This window comes from Paenibacillus sp. MER 99-2 (assembly GCF_023714095.1).
GTDB lineage: Bacteria > Bacillota > Bacilli > Paenibacillales > Paenibacillaceae > Paenibacillus.
On record NZ_JAMAUZ010000001.1, the window covers coordinates 1,551,914 to 1,576,863 of the forward strand.

General features: G+C 42.7%; 24 protein-coding genes and 1 pseudogene. 16 read left to right on the top strand and 9 right to left on the bottom strand.

Going from position 1 to position 24,950, the window contains the following annotated elements; translation table 11 throughout:
• The first annotated feature begins 66 nt into the window (after positions 1-66).
• Entirely contained in the window at positions 67-1,689 is a 1,623-nt protein-coding gene (locus tag M3636_RS07010) for a response regulator transcription factor (RefSeq protein ID WP_251381761.1), read from the top strand.
• 22 nt (positions 1,690-1,711) lie between these two features.
• Positions 1,712-3,463, top strand: coding sequence for a cache domain-containing sensor histidine kinase (locus tag M3636_RS07015; protein ID WP_251381763.1), 1,752 nt, complete (start codon positions 1,712-1,714; stop codon positions 3,461-3,463).
• Positions 3,464-3,559: 96 nt separating this feature from the next.
• Here the strand turns inward: M3636_RS07015 and M3636_RS07020 are convergent, their stop codons facing one another.
• The 3 genes from M3636_RS07020 to M3636_RS07030 form a co-directional block, all read right to left on the bottom strand.
• A complete protein-coding gene (locus M3636_RS07020) occupies positions 3,560-4,450 on the bottom strand; it encodes a carbohydrate ABC transporter permease (protein ID WP_128101950.1) in 891 nt (296 codons plus the stop codon).
• Between the two features lie 15 nt (positions 4,451-4,465).
• Positions 4,466-5,356, bottom strand: coding sequence for an ABC transporter permease (locus M3636_RS07025; RefSeq protein ID WP_145407619.1), 891 nt, complete (start codon positions 5,354-5,356; stop codon positions 4,466-4,468).
• Positions 5,357-5,448: 92 nt separating this feature from the next.
• A complete protein-coding gene (locus tag M3636_RS07030; RefSeq protein ID WP_128101951.1) occupies positions 5,449-7,053 on the bottom strand; it encodes a type 2 periplasmic-binding domain-containing protein in 1,605 nt (534 codons plus the stop codon).
• Positions 7,054-7,395: 342 nt separating this feature from the next.
• Here M3636_RS07030 and M3636_RS07035 point away from each other — a divergent pair.
• From M3636_RS07035 to M3636_RS07055, 5 genes and pseudogenes are all read left to right on the top strand, one after another.
• A pseudogene (locus M3636_RS07035) lies at positions 7,396-7,959 on the top strand (cytochrome P450); the annotation flags it as partial.
• Positions 7,960-8,108: 149 nt separating this feature from the next.
• On the top strand, positions 8,109-8,552 hold the full coding sequence (locus M3636_RS07040; RefSeq protein ID WP_145407622.1) for an Hsp20/alpha crystallin family protein: 444 nt from the start codon (positions 8,109-8,111) through the stop codon (positions 8,550-8,552).
• A gap of 206 nt (positions 8,553-8,758) precedes the next feature.
• Positions 8,759-9,475: an ABC transporter ATP-binding protein gene (locus M3636_RS07045; RefSeq protein WP_251381764.1), complete on the top strand. Its 717-nt coding sequence runs from the start codon at positions 8,759-8,761 to the stop codon at positions 9,473-9,475.
• Positions 9,472-10,221, top strand: coding sequence for an ABC transporter permease (locus tag M3636_RS07050; protein ID WP_251381766.1), 750 nt, complete (start codon positions 9,472-9,474; stop codon positions 10,219-10,221). Before M3636_RS07045 ends, M3636_RS07050 begins: the two co-directional genes overlap by 4 nt.
• A complete protein-coding gene (locus M3636_RS07055) occupies positions 10,218-10,982 on the top strand; it encodes an ABC transporter permease (RefSeq protein ID WP_251381768.1) in 765 nt (254 codons plus the stop codon). The genes M3636_RS07050 and M3636_RS07055 overlap by 4 nt, the downstream gene beginning before the upstream one ends.
• Positions 10,983-11,030: 48 nt before the next feature.
• Here the strand turns inward: M3636_RS07055 and M3636_RS07060 are convergent, their stop codons facing one another.
• On the bottom strand, positions 11,031-11,921 hold the full coding sequence (locus M3636_RS07060; RefSeq protein ID WP_145407626.1) for an AraC family transcriptional regulator: 891 nt from the start codon (positions 11,919-11,921) through the stop codon (positions 11,031-11,033).
• A 166-nt stretch (positions 11,922-12,087) separates the two neighbouring features.
• On the opposite strand from M3636_RS07060, the gene M3636_RS07065 reads away from it, so the two are divergent.
• The 3 genes from M3636_RS07065 (at position 12,088) to M3636_RS07075 (ending at position 16,287) form a co-directional block, all read left to right on the top strand.
• Entirely contained in the window at positions 12,088-13,239 is a 1,152-nt protein-coding gene (locus M3636_RS07065; RefSeq protein ID WP_251382499.1) for a Gfo/Idh/MocA family protein, read from the top strand.
• Positions 13,240-13,349: 110 nt separating this feature from the next.
• A complete protein-coding gene (locus M3636_RS07070) occupies positions 13,350-15,032 on the top strand; it encodes a CotH kinase family protein (protein ID WP_251381770.1) in 1,683 nt (560 codons plus the stop codon).
• A gap of 259 nt (positions 15,033-15,291) precedes the next feature.
• Positions 15,292-16,287 carry an ROK family protein gene (locus M3636_RS07075; RefSeq protein ID WP_251381772.1) on the top strand — a complete coding sequence of 332 codons (996 nt, stop codon included), beginning with the start codon at positions 15,292-15,294 and terminating at the stop codon, positions 16,285-16,287.
• A 78-nt stretch (positions 16,288-16,365) separates the two neighbouring features.
• On the opposite strand, the gene M3636_RS07080 is transcribed toward M3636_RS07075, so the two are convergent.
• Both M3636_RS07080 and M3636_RS07085 read right to left on the bottom strand, forming a co-directional pair.
• Entirely contained in the window at positions 16,366-16,992 is a 627-nt protein-coding gene (locus tag M3636_RS07080; protein WP_251381773.1) for a dimethylsulfonioproprionate lyase family protein, read from the bottom strand.
• Between the two features lie 107 nt (positions 16,993-17,099).
• Positions 17,100-17,477 (bottom strand): MerR family transcriptional regulator, encoded by a 378-nt coding sequence (locus tag M3636_RS07085; protein ID WP_145407631.1) that lies wholly within the window; start codon positions 17,475-17,477, stop codon positions 17,100-17,102.
• Between the two features lie 134 nt (positions 17,478-17,611).
• Between M3636_RS07085 and M3636_RS07090 the strand changes: the two genes are divergently transcribed.
• Positions 17,612-18,583, top strand: coding sequence for an aldo/keto reductase family protein (locus M3636_RS07090; RefSeq protein WP_251381775.1), 972 nt, complete (start codon positions 17,612-17,614; stop codon positions 18,581-18,583).
• A gap of 130 nt (positions 18,584-18,713) precedes the next feature.
• On the opposite strand, the gene M3636_RS07095 is transcribed toward M3636_RS07090, so the two are convergent.
• Complete coding sequence (locus M3636_RS07095; protein WP_145407633.1) at positions 18,714-19,505, bottom strand: helix-turn-helix domain-containing protein; 792 nt, start codon at positions 19,503-19,505, stop codon at positions 18,714-18,716.
• Positions 19,506-19,621: 116 nt separating this feature from the next.
• On the opposite strand from M3636_RS07095, the gene M3636_RS07100 reads away from it, so the two are divergent.
• Positions 19,622-20,767 (top strand): DUF2264 domain-containing protein, encoded by a 1,146-nt coding sequence (locus M3636_RS07100; RefSeq protein ID WP_251381777.1) that lies wholly within the window; start codon positions 19,622-19,624, stop codon positions 20,765-20,767.
• Positions 20,768-20,774: 7 nt separating this feature from the next.
• On the opposite strand, the gene M3636_RS07105 is transcribed toward M3636_RS07100, so the two are convergent.
• Positions 20,775-21,392 carry a TetR/AcrR family transcriptional regulator gene (locus M3636_RS07105; RefSeq protein WP_128101962.1) on the bottom strand — a complete coding sequence of 206 codons (618 nt, stop codon included), beginning with the start codon at positions 21,390-21,392 and terminating at the stop codon, positions 20,775-20,777.
• Between the two features lie 182 nt (positions 21,393-21,574).
• Here M3636_RS07105 and M3636_RS07110 point away from each other — a divergent pair, with 182 nt between their 5' ends.
• Positions 21,575-22,312, top strand: a complete 738-nt coding sequence (locus M3636_RS07110) for an SDR family NAD(P)-dependent oxidoreductase (protein WP_251381779.1) — start codon at positions 21,575-21,577, stop codon at positions 22,310-22,312.
• A gap of 84 nt (positions 22,313-22,396) precedes the next feature.
• Entirely contained in the window at positions 22,397-22,525 is a 129-nt protein-coding gene (locus M3636_RS07115) for a DUF6254 family protein (protein WP_222124443.1), read from the top strand.
• A gap of 133 nt (positions 22,526-22,658) precedes the next feature.
• Here the strand turns inward: M3636_RS07115 and M3636_RS07120 are convergent, their stop codons facing one another.
• A complete protein-coding gene (locus M3636_RS07120) occupies positions 22,659-23,441 on the bottom strand; it encodes an SDR family NAD(P)-dependent oxidoreductase (protein WP_145407636.1) in 783 nt (260 codons plus the stop codon).
• A gap of 149 nt (positions 23,442-23,590) precedes the next feature.
• Between M3636_RS07120 and M3636_RS07125 the strand changes: the two genes are divergently transcribed.
• Positions 23,591-24,484 carry a LysR family transcriptional regulator gene (locus tag M3636_RS07125; RefSeq protein WP_128101965.1) on the top strand — a complete coding sequence of 298 codons (894 nt, stop codon included), beginning with the start codon at positions 23,591-23,593 and terminating at the stop codon, positions 24,482-24,484.
• Between the two features lie 167 nt (positions 24,485-24,651).
• On the top strand, positions 24,652-24,939 hold the full coding sequence (locus M3636_RS07130; RefSeq protein ID WP_285858549.1) for a thioredoxin family protein: 288 nt from the start codon (positions 24,652-24,654) through the stop codon (positions 24,937-24,939).
• The last annotated feature ends 11 nt before the right edge of the window (positions 24,940-24,950 follow it).

Sequence of the window (24,950 nt, forward strand, 5' to 3'; positions counted from 1 at the left end):
TCATCTTTCAGTTGTTTTCAGAGTAGTATGGTGTAATCCATGTAACATTCCGATTGGAGGATTCTCATGTATAAACTGATGATCGTAGACGACGAGTTACTCATGCGAGTTGGAATCCGTTCCATGCTTAACTGGGAGGAGTTCGGATTTGATGTGGTTGGTGAGGCGGGGAATGGAAAGGAAGCGCTAGAACTTGCCTTGGAAGTTTCGCCTGATCTAATTATTACGGATATTAAGATGCCTGTAATGGATGGGATAAAGCTGATCCAAGAGGCATCTTGCGTACTTAAAACATGTAAGTATGTCATCCTGAGTAACTTTGACGAATTTCATTATGTAAAAGAAGCATTGAAGCTTGGCGCAGCGGATTACTTAATCAAGAGCGAGATTACAGAGACAGCTCTGATCGAGTTACTAACCACCATGGCGGAGAAACTACAGAGTGAACAGGTCAACCCAACCAACGTACCGAATCTGTCACTTGATTACTCCAAGAGCTTGAGGCACTTGAAGGATAGCTTCTTCCAAGATATTGTAAGCGGATTCATGAATGAGAAGGAAATCGTAGCCAAAGCGGAGGAACTGCAATTTCGAATCAGATCGGATCAATTGGTCGTGATCAAGTTCTTCGTTAATTATTACGAGAAAGCGAAGAAAAAGTATATCGAGAAGGGGGAGAAGCTACTTCGATTTTCGCTCCTGAATATTATGGAGGAGATTATTCCATCCAAGTGGGAGAAAGAGATTTTTGTGGAAAGCTCGTCTGAATATTGGGTTATTGTCAATGTACTTCCTGAAACTGGCTCGATACACGCTGATCTGAACAAGTTATGTACTAAACTTTTATCCTCCGTAAAGGATTTTATGAATCTGACGCTCACAGCGGCTGTAAGTAGAATCGGGCCTGACTTCCGTTACATTAGAAGGGCATGTGAAGAAGCTGAATTCGCGCTACATCACGGTTTCTTCACGGGAAGCAACCAGGTACTGCACTATAATGATGTGCTTCAAGCTCCGGCTCGGCAAGAGGTACATGAGATGTTAAGCCCGGAGCAGGAACGAGATTTTCTCAAATTGTGGGTTAGCAACGACTACAACAGCGCGAAAAAATTTCTTGATGCAATCCGATCCGATCTGGAGGCTCAACTAGCGAATGAGAGCAGTGTACGTAAACAATATATTTTGCTGATGGAAACGATACATTCACATCTGTCTCGTGGGACAGAGAGAGGCAAGCGTAATTTTACAGAGAAATCACCTTATGAAATTGTGCTGAAGGGAGAGTGTTGGGGGGATATTCACCAAGATATGCTGGAGCACATCGCTTATTATTTCAGTAACAATTCCCAGGATATGCAGGAACATACTCATGCAGACGTCGCAATAGAGATTATCAACAAGTATTATGCTGAGGATATATCGCTCCAAGGCGTAGCGAATCAGATTAATGTCAATCCATCATATCTTAGTCGATTGTTCAAGCAGGAGAAGGGGGAGAACTTTATCGCATATTTAACGAGAGTTCGTATGGAGCATGCGAAGAATTACCTTTTGAGCAAAGAGCTAAGAGTGTATGAAATCGCAGAAAAGGTAGGTTACCATAACTACACGTATTTCAGTAAAATTTTCAAAAGATCTGTAGGTCATACCCCTGAAGAATATCGAGATCTACAGCAGGAATCCATGTAAACCGTGAATTGAGGTGCATCCAATGAAGCATGTCCGATTCGTCCGAATCCAGCACAAAATCATGGTGATCTGCATAACGGTTATTATCCTTCCGGTACTTGTGATGACCATCAATTCCTATTATTCTTCTGAACGATTATTGACACAGAATTATACGAACGTGCTGAACGATCTATCCAAGCAGACCAATATTCGAATAGATGAGTTTCTAAAAGAAATCGAAAAAATTACACTCCTCGCGAGCAATGGACTTAGTAATGATCTATCTGCGACGCCTGAAGGCAGTTTTCCAATTCAAGACTTTCTTCGAAATAGTGATGAGCAGCGAGAGATTGCAGCATACAATATTCTGATGAACTATATTATGATGAAGGATCGCGTATTCTCCATCTACCTCTATAACCTGAACGGAGGACAAGATCTGTTTGTCAGTCCTCACCAGCCTATTGATCCAAACTACAAAGTAGCGAACGAATTGTGGTTCAAAAGGTTCTTGCATAGGAATGATCGAACTATCACCTTGACTACCCGAATTGATGAGCAATTGCAGAACAAAATCTTAGCAGTCTCACATGCGCGGAAAATTCATGATGTCTCTACGGGCAAACTGCTTGGTGTAATCGTCGTTAGCATTGATATTAAATTTATTGAGATCGTTAATCGTAACTTGCAGGAGGGGCTGCGCTCCAGATTTATGATCGTAGATGAGGACGATAAGATTGTATATAACGTGGATGAGCGCTTGATTGGTACGTTGTTTCGGGGAAACGTGCGTCCACCTGAAGCAACGAATGTTGTAGTGACCAGCCCTTTAAGTCAGCAAAAGTGGACAAGTTATCTTTATATGCCTTTGGATGAGTTAACAGCTGACGGTAAAATTTTAGGTCGTAACTTGGTAACGCTTGCCGTCGTCATGTTTCTTTTTGCAGTCGTGTTATCCGTCTTTCTATCCCATGTCATTACAACGCCAATTAAGAGACTGTTACGTAATATATCCCTTGTAGAAAAGGGGCAATTCGAACAAGTTGAGCATATTCGCTCACGAGATGAGATAGGGCATTTGTCAGTAAGGTTTAACAAGATGTCCCATGAGCTAAAACGGATGGTTGAGCGTATGCAGCAAGAAGAGATGGAGAAGGCTCAAGCCGAAATGCGTGCACTCCATCATCAGATCAACCCCCATTTTCTATATAACACACTTGGATCAGTCAAATGGATTGCCTCCATGCAGCAGGCTGACAAAATTGTGGAAATGACAGATGCACTAATCTCTATGCTCCGTTACGCCACAAGATCAGATAATAGTCTAGTAACCATTCGTGAGGAGTTAGATAACATTAGGAATTATGTAACCATTCAGAATGTGAGATACTACGGTTGTATTCAGATGAACTATGAGATTGAAGATCGACTAATGGACTACCGGATGCCCAAAATGATTCTACAGCCCATTGTTGAAAATGCGATTTTTCACGGTCTTGCCGAACGTGAAGATGATGGTGTCATAACGATACGGATTCAAATGAAGGGGAGTGATATTACAATCGAAGTTTGTGATAACGGAGTAGGTATGGAAGAGCATATGATCCAGAGCTTTATGACTGAGAAACCAAGAGCGAGTGATGGCACAAAAGGGATTGGTGTCCACAATGTGCAGCGTCGCATTCAGCTTCATTTTGGAAAGTCTTACGGGATCCAGGTGGAAAGTGCAGTAGTGGAGGGCACGATTTTTACCATTCTGCTGCCGGCTATATCTAATGACGATTATATATAATGAGAGTGAATAAATTAAAGGACTTGCAGTTCAGCCTGCAAGTCCTTTGGATATCGTTTTAGCCAGTTCAGAGCATGAAACACATGAATCATTTGCTTATCCTTTGACACTACCAAGCACCAATCCTTTAGTAAAGTACTTCTGTAGAAATGGATATACAAGTAGAATCGGTATGGCTCCTAAGAACATTTGAGCAGCGCGTCCCGTTCTGGCGTTCATCATGGATAACAGCTGGGTATAATCCGATCCAGATTTCAGCATGATTTGTTCAAAGCTCTGCAGGAGGGTCTGTAAATAACTTTGTAATGGATAATTGGCTGGATTGTTCATATAGATAATGCCATCAAACCAAGAATTCCAGTGGGCGACGATGCTGAACAAGCCGACTGTTGCAAGGGCTGGTTTGAGGAGTGGAAGTAAAATACGCAGCAAGACTTGCACAGGCCCAGCCCCGTCAATGATGGCGGATTCCTCAATCTCTTCAGGTAAGCCTCTAATGAAATTCATGAGAATAATCATACTGAACACGGGTAGAGCACCGGGCAGAATCAGCGACCAGATGGAATCGATCAGCCCCATTTTGACGACCACCAGATACGTTGGAATTAACCCTCCATTAAATAACATGGTGACGATGAAAAAGCCCATATAGATATTACGGCCCATCACTTTGTCCTTCGATTTGGATAGTGGGTAGGCAGTGAGAACAATCAATACAAGATTTACTAACGTTCCGAGTATCGTTCGTTTAACGGCGATCCAGAGAGAGGAGAAAAACGCTCCGCCTGTTAAGGCGAACTCATATGCCTTCGTATTGAATTCGACTGGCCAGAATGTAACACTACCTGCAGATACGGCCGAACTACTGCTGAACGATACAGCGAGCAAATTGATAAACGGCAGGATACAGAGTAGAGAGATGACCAGCAGTATCGTATAGTTCACAATATGAAACAGACGCCTGCTCAAACTTTTATCATAGACCATAATGAGAGTTCCTCCTTAGAAGATGCGATAACCGGCCACCCTGTATGCCAGAATGTAGGAGACCGCAACCAGAATACTGGAGATGATGGATTTGAATAATCCGACAGCTGTACCAATCGAATATTGAGCTTGCTGAATCCCTAGTCGGTATACATAGGTATCAATAATATCTCCCGTCTGATAGACAACAGGGGAATACAGGTTATAGATTTGGTCAAATCCAGCATTGAGCACATTACCGAGAGACAACACAGTCATTAAAACGATGGTTGGCATGAGCAGGGGCAGCGTAATGTAGATCGTTTGCTTCCATCGTTTGGCTCCATCAATCACTGCGGCTTCATATAGCCCGGGGTCAATGCTCGTAAGAGCTGCTAAGTAAACGACTGTTCCGAATCCGAATCCTTTCCAGATGTCACTTACAATCATAGTCCAAGGGAACAGGGACGGTGTGCCAAGAAAGGAAATAGGCTGAATCCCGAACACACCAAGGAATGTATTAACGATGCCGTTGGCACTAAGGATATCTAGCATGATACCGGCCATGATGACCCAGGATAAGAAATTGGGGATATATACGAGGGTTTGAAATGTACGTTTGATTCCACTATGGAGCACCTCGTTAAGCAGTAATGCGAAGATAACAGGGACGACGATCCCACCGATGATTTTGAACACAGACATGTACAATGTATTCCAGATCGTTCTTACGAAGTTGGGCTGATTAAATATGTGTGCGAAGTTGTCCCATCCAACCCAAGGTGAGTTGAAGCCTAGACCAGGATTGTATTTCTGAAAAGCAATAACAAGCCCGTAAAAGGGGATATAGCTGAAAATAAACACCAAGACCAGACTCGGGATCAACATGAGATGGTAGGGACTCTGCTGTTTCCATTTTCGCAGCATTCCAATTCCTCCGTTCTAGATGTGTTACATTTGTAACCGCTATCAAAAAGAGGGGTGAGACGAATCTCATCCCCTCACTGTAACCGACCGATTTATTTGCCGTAGGTGTCATTGACCGCTTGAGTGGCTTCATCGCCTCCGGCAGCACGCCAATTCTGGACAAGAACATCGAAGTAATCAATATTCTCGCTACCCATAATAATCTTCGTGAAGCCTTCAGTCAGAATATCATCCAGTGTGGAGCCGTAATTTGACAGTACTTCTGGAGAAACTCCCCATAACGCTGTTTTGATATAGTTCTCGCTGTCCAACACCTTCTTGGCAAGACTATAGGCATTCTTCGGCGCTCCTTGCTGCAAATAATCACCGACGGATCCTGGCGTTGCATTCTCCATAAACTCGACACTGTTGTTGTATTTCTGCCACATGCCCGAAGTGGTTAATCCGCTAGTGTCTTTGGATTGAAGAGCTGCGGATACAGCCTCGTACTGCTCATAATCGGAGTTAGGATTAAGTACGCGGAACGCACCTACAACATGTGCAATATCGTTGTCCAACAAGTCGGACAAGGTTTCATCAGATTCTTTACCACTGCCTTCGTCCACGATGTATGCGTAGTCGTTCAGGATTTTGATCACTTCTTGTGGGTTAGCGAATCCTTTTTTCATGACAATATAACTGTTGTTAGCGAAGAAGATGGATTGCTTCGCTTCTTGCCCATCAATCGTAGGGATAAGATAAGGATAGAAGATGGCGTCTTTGCCCAAATTGGATACCGTATCTACCCCAGGATTGTAACCCCACCATTGGTAGAAAGGCTGTATCCCCACTTTGCCTGCAACGATATCGGCATTCATAGCATTAAAGTCTTTGATGGCGAACTCTGGATCAATGATGCCTTGTTTATACCAATCTGCCCAGTCAGCAAGTGCCTTCTTCATTTCCGGCTGGATTGAGCCATAAGCCAGTTTTCCGGTGGAATCCTCAATCCACATATCTGGATGTGCGCCCCATCCAATTGCGAGCAGGTTCAAGTAATCTAGACTTTGATCTACCGCGATGCCATAACCGCCGTGCTTCTCCATAAACTTCAATGCGATATCCTTGACATCACCCATTGAAGTAGGGTCTTTAAGACCAAGTTCTTCTTTCCAATCGTTCCGAATCCAGACAAAGTCAGGTTGTTCAATTAATCCCCAGTGCATCTGAGGTATCCCGTACAATTTGCCGTCCTTCTTACCAGATTCGTAACTGTCCTTGTCCATTTCCATATAACTTTTAACTCGGTCTGAAGCGTGTTGATCAAACACTTCGGTTAGATCCATGACCATATCCGCTTCGATCAGCTGCTTCAATTGAGAGGGGTTAACTCTGAATACGTCTGGTAGGTCATTGGATGCAATTGCGAGATTTAATTTGGTATTGTACTCATCACTAACCCAGTCCGTTTTGACATTAATATTGAACTTTTCCTGGTAGCGCCGTATCCATACATTGTTTGTAATATCGTCACCCTGCGGATATTTCGCAGCCGTGTGCTCAGATGTTACGGTATGAATCGTTATGGTTCCTGAATCGCTGGTATCTGTGTCCGGATTCGTTGGATTTTGACCTACGCCGCTATCATTCGAGCAAGCTGCGAGTAGTACGGTTGACATGAGTAAAGACAAAACCACAGATCTCGTTTTCTTGTTCATGTACTTTCCCCCTTAATAGCCATAATGGAGTGAATGGTGCCTTGAAAATATTGTAATCGAGAACGGAATATCGGGATATAAACGTTATTGACGAAAAGCACTAAGTTTTTTTTACTTTATCAAATCACAGAGGAAAAGTGAATCGAAGGTACCATGCACTAATTTTACTAATGTCTGATCTTATTTTTACTTCGAAGGAAAATCAATATTTAGATGAACATTTCAACATATGAAAAATTCACAATAGAAAAAACATATCTCCGCTGATCATATTGCGTATACCTCACATCCGCACACGCACCTTGAAAAACAACAAAAGTAGCACATCTCAACGTCGAATACTACTATTTTTTCAGTTATCCAATCGTGGTTCAGAAGAGAGCGAATCCTGGAGAGGACATTATATCTGACCTACTCGCGGTAGAGGTTGTTCGAACAACGATGTTGTTACTTGGAGCAGGTATTGAATCAACCAGCCATATGATATCGAGCATGTTCTACTCCTTATTGTATGATGATGCAACATTGTACAAGCAATTGAGAGAAGACCCTGGCCTGGTGCCTAACACCGTTGAAGAAATGCTCCGTTATCGTTTCCAGATCTCGAAGAGACATCGTACCGTTAAGCAAGATAATAATCTATTAGGTGTTCAATTGAAAAAGGGAGATCTAGTGATTGCATGGATGAGTGCAGCGAATGTGGATGAACATATGTTTGAGCGACCTTTCGAACTCGACATTCATCGGAAAAATAATAAAAGAAATCTCACGTTTGGTATTGGTCCTCATTTCTGTTTAGGTGCGCCACTCGCCAGATTAGAGTTGAATATTGCACTAACCGCTTACAAGTTATATAGGAGAGAGATGTCAGAGAAAGTCAGAAGGTCAAAAAAGGTCAAAAACTAAGAAAAAAAGATCTATTTCGGTATAACAGGCCATATTGCAAAAATATCGTTTATTTTCGTTTTTCTCGCATTTTGATGATCATTTATTAGCGGATTATAATCGTAGATGTAAGCAACAACATACCAATCATATTTAAGGAGATGATGTTAATGTTTGAGATGACTCCGTTTCGCAAACGAAATGAAGACCTGTTCGGACACATGCTGAAATCCTTCAATGATATGTTTGACAATCCATGGGTATCTCCCCTGGGCAACAGCAACCAGCCATTCCGAACCGATATTCGTGAAGACGAGGACAAGTATTGGATTGAGGCAGATCTTCCCGGAATCGCAAAACAAGATATTGATATTCAGGTTCAAGGCAATGAATTGATTATTCGAGCGAAACGTCATGATTTTCAAGAGCATAAGGATGATTCCAATCGTATTATTCGGCAGGAGCGCCGATCAGGAGAATTCCTTCGACGTTTCTATGTAGAACGAATTGATGAAGACAATATCAAAGCCAGATTGGAAGATGGCGTGTTAAAGCTTGAAGTTCCGAAACGCTCAGGGGATGAGAACAACCAGAAACGCATTCAGATTGATTAATATGACGATAACACTTACGAAAGATACTCCTCAAGTTACACAGTATAGGTATTAAATATTGAATTCAATCCTCCATGGCAACATGGGGATTTCTTTATTTTGGAGAGCTTAAGAGCCAAAGTTAACCCAGAAGTAAACAGGTTGATCACCGAGATGTAACTTAGCCTCTATATAATGAAAGCCATAACAGAAAGGAAGTGTTGTGTTTGCTTACTATCAATAACGTAGTCAAACGTCGTGGAAATCAACAAATATTATCAGGTATAAGCTTCAAAGCCGAACCTGGTAGAGTAACGGGTTTTTTAGGTCCGAACGGGGCAGGTAAAAGCTCTACACTCCGCATCCTGCTCGGATTAGATCGCGCCACCTCAGGGAGCGCATTAATTAATGGGTTTCCATTCAGAGAATTACAGCATCCCCTAACTACAATAGGTGCTGCACTTGATGGATCAGGAGCTCACCGTATGCGAACAGGACGAGCACACTTGCGCTGGATTGCTCGTGCAGCGGGATTGTCGCTCACACGTGTTGAGGAAGTTTTGGAAATAGTAGGTCTGAGTGGCGCGGCTGGTAAAAGAGTAGGCAGTTACTCCCTTGGTATGGGGAAAAGGCTTGGAATGGCGGCTGCATTACTTGGTGATCCGCAAATATTGGTATTCGATGAACCTGTAAACGGACTCGATCCAGAGGGTATTCGTTGGATTAGAAGATTTTTACGTGAGCGTGCAGAGTCTGGAAATACGGTGCTACTATCAAGTCATCTCATGGGAGAACTTGCAGAGACGGTTGATGATGTAGTGATCATTCAGAAGGGGAAAATCGTTGCAGATGGAACGTTGGAAGAAGTCACGGGCAACTATACCACGTTAGAGGAAGCTTTTTTTGCGCTTACAACAACGGAAAATGCAGGTGATGTTGGGTGAGAGCTTTCAACGCGGAAATGTCTAAATTGTTCTCCCTTCCGAGCATCTGGCTTGCCTGCTTCATTGGAGCGTTTGCCCCAGCAATCTTTGCTGGCTTGGATAGTCTCGCAGAAAAAGAGGATATTATCGCTGGAGTTAGCACAAGGTTAGCGGAAGTTGGATATGTCGGATTAGGTTTTGGTGTGCAAGGAGTTATCATCCTTGGTGTGCTTGCTGTAAGCAGTGAGTATTTCATAGAGAGCAGTGAATCTGGTGGAGGACGACAGATTACAACAAGTTTATCTGCAGTGCCATCCCGACTTCATTTTCTGTTGGCAAAGGCAGGGGCTGTGACAGCAATCAGCCTATTGTTATGTATAATGGCTATTGTGACAATTGTGCTATCAACTAAGCTAATTCTTGGTGAATATGCTCCTACATTTGAATGGTTCAGGCTTTTCGGTGCAGTTTGCTACTGGGTGTTCACTGCGCTCATAGCTTTCGGGCTTACTGTTCTAACCAAGAATAGTATTATCCCACTCACTATACTTATGATAAATTCATCTGTTGTTTCATTTAGTATCTTGCTTGCCAAGGTTACAACATTAGCGGTGTATTTACCAGATCGCGCCGGCATTGATATGTTTATGTCGATGAGCGACAGATATCACACTCCGCTCACAGGTGGCTTGGTCATGTTCACATGGGTAGTTGTTCTTATGATTGTTGCAGCTGTTGTATTTCATAGGAGGGATGTTGCATCATGAATATCTCTTCTAGTAAAAAAATCCCACGAATTTTGTTTAGTGAACTAAATAAATTAGTTACACTGCCATGGATTTGGATCACACTGATAAGTACATTCATAGCTAATTTATGTTTCGTAGCAGCTTTCACTTCTGCTTCTGCTGGTTTGCATGGGATAGTAGGGACACAAAATACATTAGATATAGGACTTGCGTCTATGATATATCTTCAGGCTGGATTCATGATTCTCGGTACTTTAGCTACTTGTTCGGAGTATGCGGGTGGACAGATACGAACGACTTTAATTACTGTACCTTGGCGTGGTCTACAATTGTCCATGAAACATGTAGCATTGGCCATCATAACCATTCCTGCGGCATTTATAATTGTTTTATCTGGCGTGCTATATCCGTTATTCATAATGAGAGACACTGTGGCAGGGATTGAACTAGATATGATCATAAAATCAATAGTAGGCGCGACTGGCTATTTAACATTAACCACACTTCTCAGTGCAGCGGTAGGTGCTATAGTAAAAAGAACGACACCTGCTTTAGTGGCGCTGCTTTCATATTATTTTGTACTGAGTCCATTGTCGAGAGACTTGCTACCTCGTATTAGAGCTTATTTTCCGGATACGGCTGGATTGCATATGTACATACCACCTTCCTCTGATGTAATCAATTACTTTACACCCTTACAAGGAGCTGGCATTTATACGTTATGGACACTAACCTACATTACATTAGCGATTCTGCTGCATCTTAAGCGAGATGCTTAAGTGTAGAGCTCACTAATTCATTCTACTGAATTTAACGAATAAATGTACTTATTCCAGACGAAAAGGATGATTGACCCATCTCTTGCGATACTGGTGGGGCGTGACATCCATCTGTTCTTTGAATAATTTGCAGAAGTAAGATACGTTAGTCAAGCCGATTTCCTCCGCAATGAGCGAGATCGGTTTATTTGTTGTAGTTAACAAGCGAACAGACTGATGAATTCTGCGAGCAGCAATATACTGAGAAATGCTGACCCCAGTGGCGTCTTTGAATAAATGTGAAAGGTGATAGGAAGATAGGTGCAACGATTGAGCCAGCTCATCTAAACGAAAAGGAACATGATAATTTTTTTCGATCCAGCCCAGGATTCGCTCTACTTGATGATTTTTGCGTTCGGTTGGGGAGACGGCTGAGTTGACCTCGAAGTCATTCCATAACGGTTTGAGATGATGTAGGAAGTTCACCAGAAACAGTGAAATTTCTTCTAATCGGTTCGATTCGTCCCAATGGGGCATTTGCTCTTGAAAGCTCTTGAATAAGTGAACCAAAATGTGCTGATCATCCAGATCATAGAAGCAGGGCGAGGACAGTTTCCCTACATAAATATGTCTGAAAAACGCATGTAAAACAGGCCATTTCTCAAAATAGGCTTCAAACATAGCGGGCTCAAAAATAGCCAAAGATCGTTCAAAACATTGATTGTTGGAATAATCCAATCTCAGGTGATGGAGCTGATACGGCTGAAAAATGCAGAACATACCTGGCTTAATATCATAGCTTCGATTATTAACAATCATCGTTCCACTACCTTGGTGGATCAATAACAATTCGATACCTAAGTGAGAATGAAATGTCTCCATGTGCTCGTTATTTATACTTTTGCGCCTATATCCGAAATGAAGGGTATTTTCATTGAACTTGTACAGATCATATCGCATACCTCAACATCTCTCCCCTGTATTGTTGTCCAGCATGTTTACTATAACGAAGCTCCTTCAAAACCGCAACATAGCGTTATTTTATCCACATTACAGGATCACAATAGACCGTTATCCTAAGATACCATGATGTTAAGAGCATCTAAAGTGAAGAGGGGGATTTATGATGTTAAAGGTAGCGATTATAGGTACAGGTGCTATTTCCAACGCGCATATCCATAGTTATTTGCAATTTGGAGAGCGATGCGAGATTGTAGCGCTGTGTGATCTGTATCCTGACAAAGCGGAAGCAAAGAAGAGTGAATTTAATCTGAACGCCAAAATTGTTAGCGATTACAAAGAGCTGCTTCACGCGGGGATTGATCTGATCTCGATCTGTCTGCCTCCGTATGAACATGCGCCGATCGCTGTTGATTTTCTGAATGCGGGAAGTCATGTATTGGTTGAAAAACCGATGGCGTCTTCGCTTGAAGAATGCGATCTAATGATTGAAGCCGCACAGAAGAGCGGCAAGGTACTGTCGGTTGTGGCACAAAATCGATTCACAAATCCAATCATGAAACTGAAAAATATGCTGGATACTGGACTTGCGGGAGCAATCCTGCATGCACAGGTAGATTCATTCTGGTGGAGAGGTCATTGTTACTATGATCTCTGGTGGCGTGGTACGTGGGAGAAAGAGGGCGGCGGCTGCACGTTGAATCATGCTGTTCATCATATTGACGCCCTGCTCTGGATGATGGGACGTCCTGATCAGGTGCAGGCGTTTATGAGCAATGTCGCGCATGATAATGCTGAAGTCGAAGATATATCCATTGCGATGCTTCGTTATCCGAATGGAGCACTGGGACAGATCACGAGTTCGGTTGTGCATCATGGTGAAGAGCAACAGTTCATTTTTCAAGGGCAACATGCTCGAATCTCAGCTCCTTGGAAAATCACAGCCTCCTCTTCACGAGCGAACGGATTTCCTGAGAAAAATGTGGAGCTGGAGGAACAGCTTCAAGAGGCGTATGATCGCCTACCGAATCTACCTTACGAAGGACATACCGCTCAAATTGACAATGTCTTGACTGCCATTGAATCAGTGGAGCCGCCGCTAGTTGATGGAACAAGTGGTCGCAGCACCTTGGAGATGATCACAGCGATTTATAAATCAGCTAGTACAGGTGAGAATGTTAGCTTGCCACTTGTAGCTGGTGATCCCTTCTACACAAGAGCAGGTGTTCAGCAGCATGCGATTCACTTTTATGAGAAAAGCGGTCATGTTAAGAATTTCACGGAACAACAGATCACTATTGGTAGAACCAAGGAATGACTTAATTAAATAAATCAGTTCTATGATCATTTCAGATTCATTTCAGCTTATGCCATTAAACTTACTTCCAAGCAGATGATAACTCATTACGTTTGGAAGGTGGAAGAAGAATGATGAAACATAAGTGGAGAAGTATAGCCGCAGTAACGTTAATCTCTGGAATGATCCTATCTGCTTGCAGCAGTGAAGTTGTAAGCAACACTACAGATACAACTACGGAGAGTAAGGTCACGGATGAAAATACGCAAACTGTAGGGTATGCGCAGGAGATTGATAAAACGGAGGTCATGTCCTTCTCAATAGATGTAGATGCAGATGCTTGGCAAGAAATGCTTGATACAGCAACGGAAGAAAATTATATCAAAGCCAATGTCACGATCAACGGAACAACCATTGAAAACGTAGGGATTCGAGCGAAAGGGAATTCCAGCCTGAGACAAGTTGCTCAGGACGATACGACAGACCGATATAGCTTCAAAATTAAATTTGACGAGTATGTCAAAGACCAGACATGGATGGGACTCGACAAAATAGTAGTTAACAACATGATTTCAGATAGTAGCTATATGAAAGAGTATCTTAGCTATGACATTATGGATTATATCGGCGTTGATGCTCCACTATTTGCTTTTGCCGACATCCATGTTAACGGGGAAACGTGGGGATTATACCTAGCTGTTGAGGACATCGACAGTGGTTATCTCGCTCGAGCCAAGAATGATGAGGGAGAACTCTACAAACCTAACAATGACGATAATATGGGCGGTGGAGCAGGTGGAATGATGAACCCAGGTAACTTTGAGGGGAATGCACCTGAACAGGGCGATAGCGAAATGATGGGAGACAGACAACCTCCAGAAGGCATTGAGCCACCAAGTGATATGACTTCGGGTACAGACACAGATCCGCAATCCGATGATGTTCGTGGAGGACGGGGCATGGGACCCGGTGGAGGAGGCGGAGGAGGAATGAACGGAGGAACCAATGGTGTTTCATTAGTGTATACCGATGATGAAGCCTCAAGCTACTCTGCGATCTTCGACAATGCCAAAACCAAAACGACTGAGGAAGATCAAAATCGGGTCATCGAAGCAATCAAAAACCTGAATGCGGGTACGGATCTGGAGAAATATGTTGATGTGGATGCTGTTCTCCGATATTTTGCGGCTCATACCGTAGTCGTCAATATGGATAGCTATACTTCTAACATGGGTCACAACTATTATTTGTATGAAAATAATGGACAGATTAGCATGCTACCGTGGGATTACAATATGGCTTTTGGAGGATTCCAGGTGGGTACGGCTTCTGATGTGGTTAATCTAGCAATTGACACACCAATCTCTGGTGTAACAATGGAGGAACGTCCGATTCTTAATCAATTGCTTGAAGTGCCGGAATATAAGGAAAAGTATCATGAATACCTACAGGAAATTGTAGATGGTTATTTCGCGGATGGTAAATTCGAGGCAACGGTAGAGCATCTTAATACGATGATTGCAGATTATGTTAAAAATGATCCAACTGCATTTGTATCATACGATGCATATGAAGAGGCTGTTACTGAACTGATCAAGTTAGGTACATTACGTGCAGAGAGTATACAAGGCCAACTAGATGGATCTATTCCTGCTACAACGGATGAGCAAAAAGCGAGTTCCGATACTCTTATCGATGCATCCTCGATTGATTTGACCAAATTAGGTGAGAGTGCAGGAGGAAGAGGTATGAACGGCAGAGATCGTCGTCCAGAACAGAATAGTCAATCCTCTTCAGAGACATCTTCTCAATAAAAAAATCAATTCATACAATCCCGATTCACACAAGATCATGCCTGAAAAATACGTACCTGAGAAGTATGTACCTGAATAGTACGTACCATAAAAGTCAAAACACAAAACGTCCGATGAGGATGTTTTGTGTTTTTTTGGTGCAACCTCTGATATTAACTTTCATGGAAGCAGTTACCCAATATTAGTCTCATATGTCCATTCATTTTAGGCATGAAGTATTTTACAATACTCTAAACCTATAAGAACGGAGATCAAGATCATGAGTAACTATGTTATAGGCATTGACCTTGGTGGAACCAATATTAAGTCCGCCATCTTCAACATGGATTTTCACATCGTTCACGAAAGAAGTGACCCTACAGAAGCAAGCAAGGGACCAGCTCATGTATTGAGCAGAATTCAGGGAATTGTTCAAGAGATGCTGCTGCTTGAAGGCATCGATCAGTCTTCAATTAAGTGTATGGGTATGGGCATTCCAGGATTGCTTGATCCAGAGGAAGGGCTATCTATATTCTCGCCTAACTTTCCGGGTTGGGAGAACATTCATGTGGTGAATGTGATGAAGGAACATTTTGAGTTTCCAGTCTTCATTGATAATGATGTTCGGGTAAATATGTATGGAGAATGGCTCTTCGGTGCAGGCGTTGGTTATCGCAACCTGGTATTAATCACATTAGGTACGGGTCTAGGATCGGGTATCGTGAATGATGGCAAAGTAATCTACGGTACCACGTCTAGTGCTGGCGAAATTGGACATATGAATATGTTCCGGGAAGGGCGACCTTGTCGTTGTGGAAGCTCTGGCTGTCTAGGCAGATATGTATCTGCAGTTGGCATGGTTAGAACGTTTACTGACAAGCTTGAGAAAGGTCGATCAAGTATCATCTTGCAATGGGTAGGAGACGATTGGACGACAATTACAGCCCATATGATATCAGAGGCCTATGATCTTGGAGATGCCCTTGCGATCGAGGTGATGCATGAAACAGGCACCATTCTTGGATTTGGTCTTGCAAATGTGATCAATTTATTGAATCCTGAAGTCGTTATCGTAGGTGGTGGAATGTCTGCTGCGGGGGAACGTTTGCTGCAAACAGTGCGAGATACCGTTAGAAAACATGCTTTAGCGCTTGCTTCCAGTTCTTGTGAAATCGTACAAGCTAAATTAGGTAGACAAGCAGGAATGATTGGTGCGGCTGCGTACGCAAACAAACAAATGAATTCTAACAGCAACAAAAATATCTTAAACGAATAGTGTATGTTAGAACACAGGAGGAAGAAAATTATCGGTTTTTCATTCCAAGTGTTCTAGTTCATTATTCAGATAATTTTCTCAATCAGTTATGAATTTGGATGATGTTATAAGATCACCTCGCCAAATATAAAGCGCCAAGACTGGGTCGAGTTTTGATGCTGTGGTGTGTACAATTCCGCTCTGATGAAGAATCATAGTACCTGGTGCTTTTGCTGTTGGTTGCTCATTACCTTTACTCCATATTCCTATCCCTCCGATGGGGATATATATTTCAACAGCAGGATGCATATGAGCAGGATAAAACGTTTCAGGAGCTAATAGGGTAAGGCCAATCAACAAGCGGTCAGCCATTCCTAGATCATCCGGTCCAATAATTTGTGTGAAGGATACTTGTGATTCTAGGTTTGGGTGCAGCGGATGTGGTGGATAACCGAAAGTCCAATGAAGGAAGGGTGCCAAAGGTCTGATCGCAGCAGCCAGACTTGACTCAGACCCCGTGTCACCAAGACTCAAAGCGATATCGAGATATTTAGCGACTGGTGATCCTTGTGGACTCGGGAGTTTTCCGGAGCTTGGTACCTCAGGCCATAATTTCAAAATGTTCTTTAACTCAGCTATGATCTCAGGATCTGTTGTCTCATATTGTTCCAGACGTTCGTGTAAACGGATTAAGAATGTATCTATAATCGGGTTCATCTCTTTCATAATTTTAGTTCGACCTCCAACTAATGTTCAAATGCTCGTTAAGGTAAGGGATGCAATCCGTACCTAACACGAGCGTTTTTTTATTTTTATGATAAGCATCGTATGTACTATTTAGTATCAATATGAAAAATGCCAATTTCATTATAGTGCTCCAGCTTGTAATCAATGGTACCCAGGCTACAGTTCAACGTTTCCATTTGTTTTAAAATGTTATACCGATGCTGCTCCAACATCTCCTTACGCAGTTCGCTTGTACTGGAACCTTCTAGACATAACAGCATAAATGCTTTGATATCCTCAAGCGGCATGCCACTGTCCCTCAGACAACGTACTAATTCAAGCCAACATATATCCATCTCAGAATATTTACGGGTACCGTATTCTGTCTTTTTCAACAAGGGCATCAGACCTGCCCGATCATAGAAACGCAGAGTGGAAGCAGGCAATTGGGTGCGTTCCGCGACTTGTTTAATCGAAAATTCCAAGCAAATCTTCCTTTCAAAAAAAATGGTTGAATGTCTTGACTTAAACCTAAGTTTAACCACTATCCTAAGATTGTACAATAGAGCGTTTACATGAATAGGCTCTAATCCAACCATTCTCATAAGGAGTGATGCAGTTGAAATACAGAAGACTGGGTAGAAGTGGATTGAAGGTAAGCGAGATTGGATTGGGAAGCTGGCTGACCTATGGATCGGCAACTTCAGAGGAAGCGGCGCGTGCATGTATGCATAAAGCGTACGAACTCGGCATTAATTTTTTTGATACATCGAATTCGTATCCAGGTGCCGAAGAAGTTATGGGGAGTACGTTGAAGGAGTATTCACGTAGTAGTTACGTACTTGCTACGAAGTTGTTTTTCCCACAAGGATCGGGACCGAACGATCGGGGGCTGTCCCGTAAACACATCGTCGAGCAGTGTGAAGCGAGCTTAAAACGATTGGGAACAGATTATATTGACTTATATCAATGTCATCGCTTTGATTCCGAAACTCCTGTTGACGAAACACTTCGAGCATTGGATGATCTGCAAGCGCAAGGCAAAATTTTGTATGCAGGTGTCAGTGAATGGACGGCGGCGCAGATCGCGGAAGCATCAGGAATCAGCAAACGTCTGAACTTACGTCCGTTAATTTCCAATCAGCCGATATACAATATGTTTGAGCGCTATATTGAGAGAGAAGGTGTGATTGAGCAATGCGAGCAGGAAGGACTGGGACTGATCGTGTTCTCTCCATTGGCTCAGGGTGTGCTTACAGGTAAATATAAACCGGGACAGCAGATTCCCGAGGGTACACGGGCTGCGAATAATCAGACGAACGGTGTCATCAACAGTTATTTGCGTGAGGATGTGCTCCAATGTACTGTCCAGCTATCTGAACTTGCTAATGAAATAGGAGCAACATTATCCCAATTCGCATTAGCTTGGATTCTACGTCAACCCGTGGTAAGCTCTGCCATTATTGGCTCTAGCAGACCGGCGCAGATTGAAGAGAATCTCAAAGCGGTTGAGCTTGAGCTTACATCCGATATCATCTCGGAAACGGAGAGAATTCTGTCTTCCATCAGCCATTTTGCGCCACTGCGATAATAAAGGATATAACAATTCATAGGTATGGACAATATCAGACCGAAACAGATTAACATGTGTGATAGATCACAGGACATTTGTTACCTGATAGGTTAGCCGTTTTTACAGGCTAGCCTTTTTGGTCTATTTTCTATAAATAATTAGTTTCACGTCTAAATCGATATTGCCTTGGTGAGGTACCCACAAATTTCTTGAACTGACGCATGAAATGGGTGTCATTTTCATAACCACACGAGCTGGCTATTTCGGTTACCGACATCTCACTGTGATCCAAAAGGTACTTGGCATGTTCAAGCCTTCCGTTAATCATATCCATCATCACGGAGCAGCCAAACAACTGCTTATAAATATGTTGAAAATAAGATTTACTAACATTTAGTCGGGAGGCAAGCTCCGTCACGGAATTACTCTGTTGAGGTGAGCGGTATAGTTCGTTACGTAATTCATTGAATCGAATATAATAACGACTCAGTTGATGAGGAGCCGTTCGCTCACGCAAATCACTCAATTTCATAAAGAAAGATCGAAGATCACAATCGATGATACGATCACGTAGTGAACCATCGAGCCGGTTGAACTTTTGTAGCTCCATAATACATCTGGATATGAGCAGTGGATCGGATGCTTCAATCGGAGTATCCAGCGGGAAATTCAATTCCATCAGAAAATCAGTCAGGTCTGCGCCATAACAATGAAACCAGTCATTGATAAAAGGGTTCTCCAATTCACGGTACGCATGAGGCGTCTCGGGGTGAAAAAGAATAAATGTATTTTTTTCTACAATCATCGTTTGCTCATGTAGCGTCACTTCTGCACGGCTATTAAAGAATACAAACGTGTAATGACCTGATCCATTCGGGCGATTTCGGATAATTCCCTCATGGTGAATGGTATGAAATCCGCATGAAATTAACTTCAACATCGGTGTACACTCCTAGCACGATAGGTCAGTTTTTGATCATTATAGTTTATTGAAGGAGGGGATACAACGATCTATACTTGATCTAAAATACGAGCCTGGCGAAGGAGCGATGCATCATGCGAGACGACAGAAAATATTGGGTAGACAAGTTAATACAGATTGCACAACCTGTTTTACATTCTTTATCGCAACAAAAATTGGCTGTAGAGATGCCTGTTGAAGCAAGCGCGGGTGACCGATCTGATTATACATACTTGGAAGCGTTGGGACGGACGTTGGCAGGGATTGCACCATGGCTTGAGCATGGACCACGTTCGGGTGAGGAAGGTAAAGTTCGAGCACGAATGGCTGTAATGGCAAGACAAGCAATCGAGGCTGCAACGGATCCGACTTCGCCGGACTATATGAATTTCACCACAGGTGGTCAGCCTGTCGTCGATGCAGCCTTTCTTGCCAATGCAGTTCTACGTGCTCCAAACGAACTGTATGCACTGCTTGATGAAGAAGCGAAAAGGAATTTAATCTCGGCGTTGATGGCTACACGAAAGATTCGTCCGGTCTTTAGCAACTGGCTCCTGTTTAGTGCCATGATTGAAACTGCACTATTTCGAATGGGTGTAGAACAATGGGATCGTATGCGTGTCGATTATGCATTAAGGCAGCATGAGCAATGGTATAAAGGCGACGGTGCGTACGGAGACGGTCCGGCGTTTCATTGGGATTATTACAATAGCTTTGTCATTCAACCCATGCTCGTCGATATTCTAGATGCAGTAGGCGAACAGTTTGAAGATTGGGCTGTCCTTCAAGTTAACGTGTTGAAAAGAGCAACGCGTTATGCGGCTGTGTTGGAACGAATGATCTCACCAGAAGGGACTTACCCACCCCTTGGGCGATCACTGGCATATCGTTTCGGGGCATTTCAGCATTTATCGCTGATGGCTCTGCGGGAAGAATTGCCTGAAAAGCTATTACCAGCACAGGTTCGCTGCGCACTCACAGCCGTAATTAAGAGACAGATTGAGATGCCAGGTACCTTCGATGAGCATGGTTGGCTCCGCATCGGATTTGCTGGAAGTCAACCCGCAATCGGTGAGGGATATATTTCGACAGGCAGTTTATACTTGTGCACAACCGTATTTCTAGCCTTAGGCCTCTCACCAGACGCTGATTTCTGGCAAGGAGAGGCAGAGTGGACTTCACTAAAAGCATGGTCTGGCGGGGCGATGGAGCTAGATGTAGCGATGTATGGTGATTTTTAGTTTGTCTCTAAAAGAACTCATCGATCTCACCAACATATTGAAAAGAGTGAATATGAGTTCGCGTAAGTTCAATCACGTTTTGGATAAATGTCTCCCGTGATTCACGATATCCGCTTAAGATCCAATTGTTTAATAATCCAAAAAAACCATATGCGGTATAGTACTTGAAATACTCCATATTTACTGGGGAGTTGTTGATTGTCTCGAAGATAAACTGCTCCTCATAGATTTTAAGTATCGTTTGTGGAAAACCTGTATGTAGACCGGGTAAGGTATCGTCATATTGAATCAATTCAAAGAATTCACGATGCTCGTAAATGTACTCTACGATTTGAAAAGATTCAGCTGTCAGCTTGCTAGTCAGAACCTTTTGACCGTGCCAATAAGGTCTTCCTACCGCACCTCGCAACCCTTTAAGTTTCATAGTTAAAAGTTCTTCACCAAGAATATATTTATCCTGATAGTGTAAATAAAATGTGCTTCGATTGTATCCCGCTTGCTCTACAATGTCCTTAACGGACACCGCATGAAAGCCTTTTTTCTTGATAAGTTGAATCAGGGCTGATTGGAGGTGTTCTTTGGTGCGATTGCGATGCTGAGTTGTCACAATAAGTTCATCATTCATTCAAAAAATCTCCTATTAATATCGACATTGTAGGGAGAATTGTCTATAAGGTAGACACTTCGTCTCATCTTAATGATTGGATTGTTACAATTTTAAGCATACAATTAGTTTTGTAAACATCATATAGCACTATTTATATAGCTGCTATTCAAAATATTTATATTATACTGGAGGAATTATTCATGGGCAAACTTCAAGATAAAGTAGCCGTTATCACAGGAGGAGCATCTGGAATTGGCGCAGCGACAGCACGTCTATTCGTGTCAGAGGGAGCCAAAGTGGTCTTGGTGGACTTGAATGAAGAAAAAGGGAAGGCGTTTGAGCAGGAGCTGAAAGCGCTTAAAGCTGATGCGCTCTTTATTAAAGCCAACATCACAAGTGAACAAGAGGTAGCTGAAATTTTCAAACAAACCGTTGAAGCTTATGGCCGAGTGGACATTGTCTTCAACAACGCAGGGATTGGACGTGTGCATCCTTCACATGAACTGGACTATGCAGAATGGCGTAATACAGTCAACGTAGACTTGGACGGCGTGTTCTTGGTTGCGCGTGAATCCATTCGCGAAATGCTGAAAATTGGTGGAGGTACGATCGTTAACACAGCATCCATGTATGGATGGGTTGGTTCACCTGGTTCTGCAGCCTACAATGCAGCCAAAGGCGGCGTTGTGAATTTGACTCGTTCGCTTGCACTTGAATATGCAGAAAATAACATTCGAGTTAACGCGCTATGCCCAGGTTTTATCGACACACCGATTATTCCTGAAGAGAGCAAACAGGCTCTTTCTGCAGCTACACCAATGAAACGTCTGGGTCAAGCAGATGAAATGGCAAAAGCTGTTCTGTTCTTGGCAAGTGACGATTCTTCCTATATGACTGGTAACAGCCTGATCGTAGACGGTGGATACACTGCTCAATAAGAGCTATGGATGAATGAAAGTAGCTTAACATCGACATCCTAAAGGAGTAGTATCATTTCTCATTTCCTGAGGAGGAGATCTTTTATGGCTCGCCAGAAGAAAAGGCAGGAAGCTGCTTGGAAGTCACGAAAGCAAGAACAGCACCCTCATGGTAAAATCAGATCGCTCAAAGAAATATCAAGCGAATATGATGAGAAGCATACTACGCAATAATACGATGACTGTCGGCATCTTCTGCCGGCGGTCATTTTAACTTCATTAATGAAAAAGTCTACGGAATAGAGCTAAGCTCTGTCCTGTAGACTTTTTGCTACATATAACTATTATCAATATGGGAGGTGCTAGTTTAGAACCAGCGGCTAAGGTCTGGATAACCTGTTGTTGCCCATGCCCCATCTACAATAAGGCTTGAACCGGATACATATCCCGCATCCTCACTTGCCAGGAACAGCGCAGGTCCAGTCATTTCTTCCGGCTGTGCAGCACGTTTCATCGGGATTCGCTCCATATAAGCTTCGTTAATATCTGCATTCGAGAGCAGGTCGGCTGTTAATGGCGTATCAATTAAACCTGGAAGGATGGCGTTCACCCGAATACCATTACGTGCCATTTCGAGAGCACCGTTCTTGGTCAGCATTTCAACGCCAGCTTTGGCAGAAGCATATGCCGATCCGGCATACATAGGTACATGAGAGTTGAGGGAAGCTACATTTACAATAGCTCCGCCACCATGTTTAGCCATCTCAAGAGCCTCGTGTTTCATGCTTAGAAAGACACCCTTCATGCACAAATCCACGGTGAAGTCCCAGTCTTTTTCTGAAAGTTCTGTAATTACACCTGCGCGGGAAGCACCTGCCACGTTGAATGCTAGATCGAGTTTACCGAATTGCTTCACAGCCGCACGAACCATTTCTTCTACATCACTTTCTACGGTTACATTCGCTTTCACTCCGACAAACCGTTCTCCTAGCTCACCCTGGATGGTTTCCAGACGTTCTGTATTCAGATCGGCGGCGAGAACCGAAGCTCCTTCCTCGACAAGTCTTCTTGCAATTGCATAACCGATACCAGATGCTGCACCTGTTACAAGCGCTACTTTTCCTGCAAATCGATTCTCATATGTGTTCATATGTTACACTCCTTCAGATGTAATAATTTAATTGTTTTCGCTTACATATATCTTCAATTCAAAGTATACTTAACTTCAAGGTTCATGTATATTTAAGAAAAATTTATTTAACTTAAATATAATTAATGTAATGAGAATAGAGGTCAACGATGAATTTAGAACAAATGATATATGTGCTCGAAGTTGAGAAGACAAAATCGATTACCGTCGCTGCCGAAAACTTGTCTGTCACGCAATCTACGATCAGTCAAGCCATTACTCGTATGGAGCATGAATTGGGCGTGAAGCTATTTAATCGATCTCGTAATGGAGCTTATCTGTTAGAACATGGCAAGTCAATTTTGGATAAGATGAGAACTGTTGTGGATACGGTGCAAATGATGAGGGAAGATGCACAGTATATTGGGGAATCGATTCATGGAGAATTGCGATTATCTGCGATACCGGGAGGTGTTCCTGGTATTATTCCTACCATTGCAAGTATGAAAAAGCGCTATCCCGATCTGAAATTTGAGTTATCCGAAAGTTCAGCTCGTAGCATTATCAAAGATGTCCGCAACAAAGAGATTGATCTCGGTTTGATCGCTTTATACAAAGATGATATGGAAAACCATTTGCTAGGACTGCATTTTGTCCCTATTGATGAAGGTGTGATGCACGCATGTGTGAATCACACGAATCGCCTAGCCGGCAAAAAGTCAATTACGATGCATGAGTTGAAACATGAGACCCTTGTCCTGTTTAATGATGAATTGGTAGATCAATTTGTAACACAGCTTTCGCAATTGGTAGGAGAGGTGGATGTCTTGTTTCGTACTAAAAACTCAGAAGTGGTCAATGCGGCTCTTGCTCAGTTGAATGCGGTTACGATCGGTCATGAATACTCCTTCACGCACGATCGTAGTGTGCTGCATCATGACTTTACCATCCTCAAAATTGAAGGCATGCAACGTGTCATTTCTATTGGCTGGGTTATGCGTGAGAATAAATTAACCCATCGCCTCGTTAGACGTTTCCTTGATCGCTTCCAATACAAGAGATAACGATTATCAGAGGTGTTAAATGAATCCGGTGAATCATGAAAATGGAATGATTTTTAATATTTGCTGCTTGCGTATACAATTTTTATACGTCAATAAGCTAATTATGAAAGGATTAGATCAAGATTAATCATCAATTATTCAATTCAATCGAAGAAATCGAACCATGCTTGCAAGATCATTCCTTAGTTCTACTATATGTTTCACAAGAAGACTGTACGGTCTGTCACGCCATTCTCCCCAAATTAAAGACGTTGCTGACAGACTATCCTCACATACAATTAGTGCAAGTGGATGCACAGCAGGTACCGGAGGTAGCGGGGCAATTTTTAATTTTCTCCGTTCCAACATTAATTATGTTCTATGACCAAAAAGAGCTGTTCAGGGAAGGTAGATTCGTCCAGTTCGAGTCTCTTGAAAAACGTATAGATCAAATTTACAATGCTATAGAATTATAAAACTAGAGTGC

Bases quoted from the DNA above. Each gene is read 5' to 3' on its own strand.
- M3636_RS07010 (WP_251381761.1), top strand. From the start codon at position 67: ATGTATAAACTGATGATCGTAGACGACGAGTTACTCATGCGAGTTGGA.
- M3636_RS07015 (WP_251381763.1), top strand. From the start codon at position 1,712: ATGAAGCATGTCCGATTCGTCCGAATCCAGCACAAAATCATGGTGATC.
- M3636_RS07020 (WP_128101950.1), bottom strand. From the start codon at position 4,450: ATGGTCTATGATAAAAGTTTGAGCAGGCGTCTGTTTCATATTGTGAAC.
- M3636_RS07025 (WP_145407619.1), bottom strand. From the start codon at position 5,356: ATGCTGCGAAAATGGAAACAGCAGAGTCCCTACCATCTCATGTTGATC.
- M3636_RS07030 (WP_128101951.1), bottom strand. From the start codon at position 7,053: ATGAACAAGAAAACGAGATCTGTGGTTTTGTCTTTACTCATGTCAACC.
- M3636_RS07040 (WP_145407622.1), top strand. From the start codon at position 8,109: ATGTTTGAGATGACTCCGTTTCGCAAACGAAATGAAGACCTGTTCGGA.
- M3636_RS07055 (WP_251381768.1), top strand. From the start codon at position 10,218: ATGAATATCTCTTCTAGTAAAAAAATCCCACGAATTTTGTTTAGTGAA.
- M3636_RS07060 (WP_145407626.1), bottom strand. From the start codon at position 11,921: ATGCGATATGATCTGTACAAGTTCAATGAAAATACCCTTCATTTCGGA.
- M3636_RS07065 (WP_251382499.1), top strand. From the start codon at position 12,088: ATGTTAAAGGTAGCGATTATAGGTACAGGTGCTATTTCCAACGCGCAT.
- M3636_RS07070 (WP_251381770.1), top strand. From the start codon at position 13,350: ATGATGAAACATAAGTGGAGAAGTATAGCCGCAGTAACGTTAATCTCT.
- M3636_RS07075 (WP_251381772.1), top strand. From the start codon at position 15,292: ATGAGTAACTATGTTATAGGCATTGACCTTGGTGGAACCAATATTAAG.
- M3636_RS07080 (WP_251381773.1), bottom strand. From the start codon at position 16,992: ATGAAAGAGATGAACCCGATTATAGATACATTCTTAATCCGTTTACAC.
- M3636_RS07095 (WP_145407633.1), bottom strand. From the start codon at position 19,505: ATGTTGAAGTTAATTTCATGCGGATTTCATACCATTCACCATGAGGGA.
- M3636_RS07100 (WP_251381777.1), top strand. From the start codon at position 19,622: ATGCGAGACGACAGAAAATATTGGGTAGACAAGTTAATACAGATTGCA.
- M3636_RS07105 (WP_128101962.1), bottom strand. From the start codon at position 21,392: ATGAATGATGAACTTATTGTGACAACTCAGCATCGCAATCGCACCAAA.
- M3636_RS07110 (WP_251381779.1), top strand. From the start codon at position 21,575: ATGGGCAAACTTCAAGATAAAGTAGCCGTTATCACAGGAGGAGCATCT.
- M3636_RS07115 (WP_222124443.1), top strand. From the start codon at position 22,397: ATGGCTCGCCAGAAGAAAAGGCAGGAAGCTGCTTGGAAGTCACGAAAG.
- M3636_RS07120 (WP_145407636.1), bottom strand. From the start codon at position 23,441: ATGAACACATATGAGAATCGATTTGCAGGAAAAGTAGCGCTTGTAACA.
- M3636_RS07125 (WP_128101965.1), top strand. From the start codon at position 23,591: ATGAATTTAGAACAAATGATATATGTGCTCGAAGTTGAGAAGACAAAA.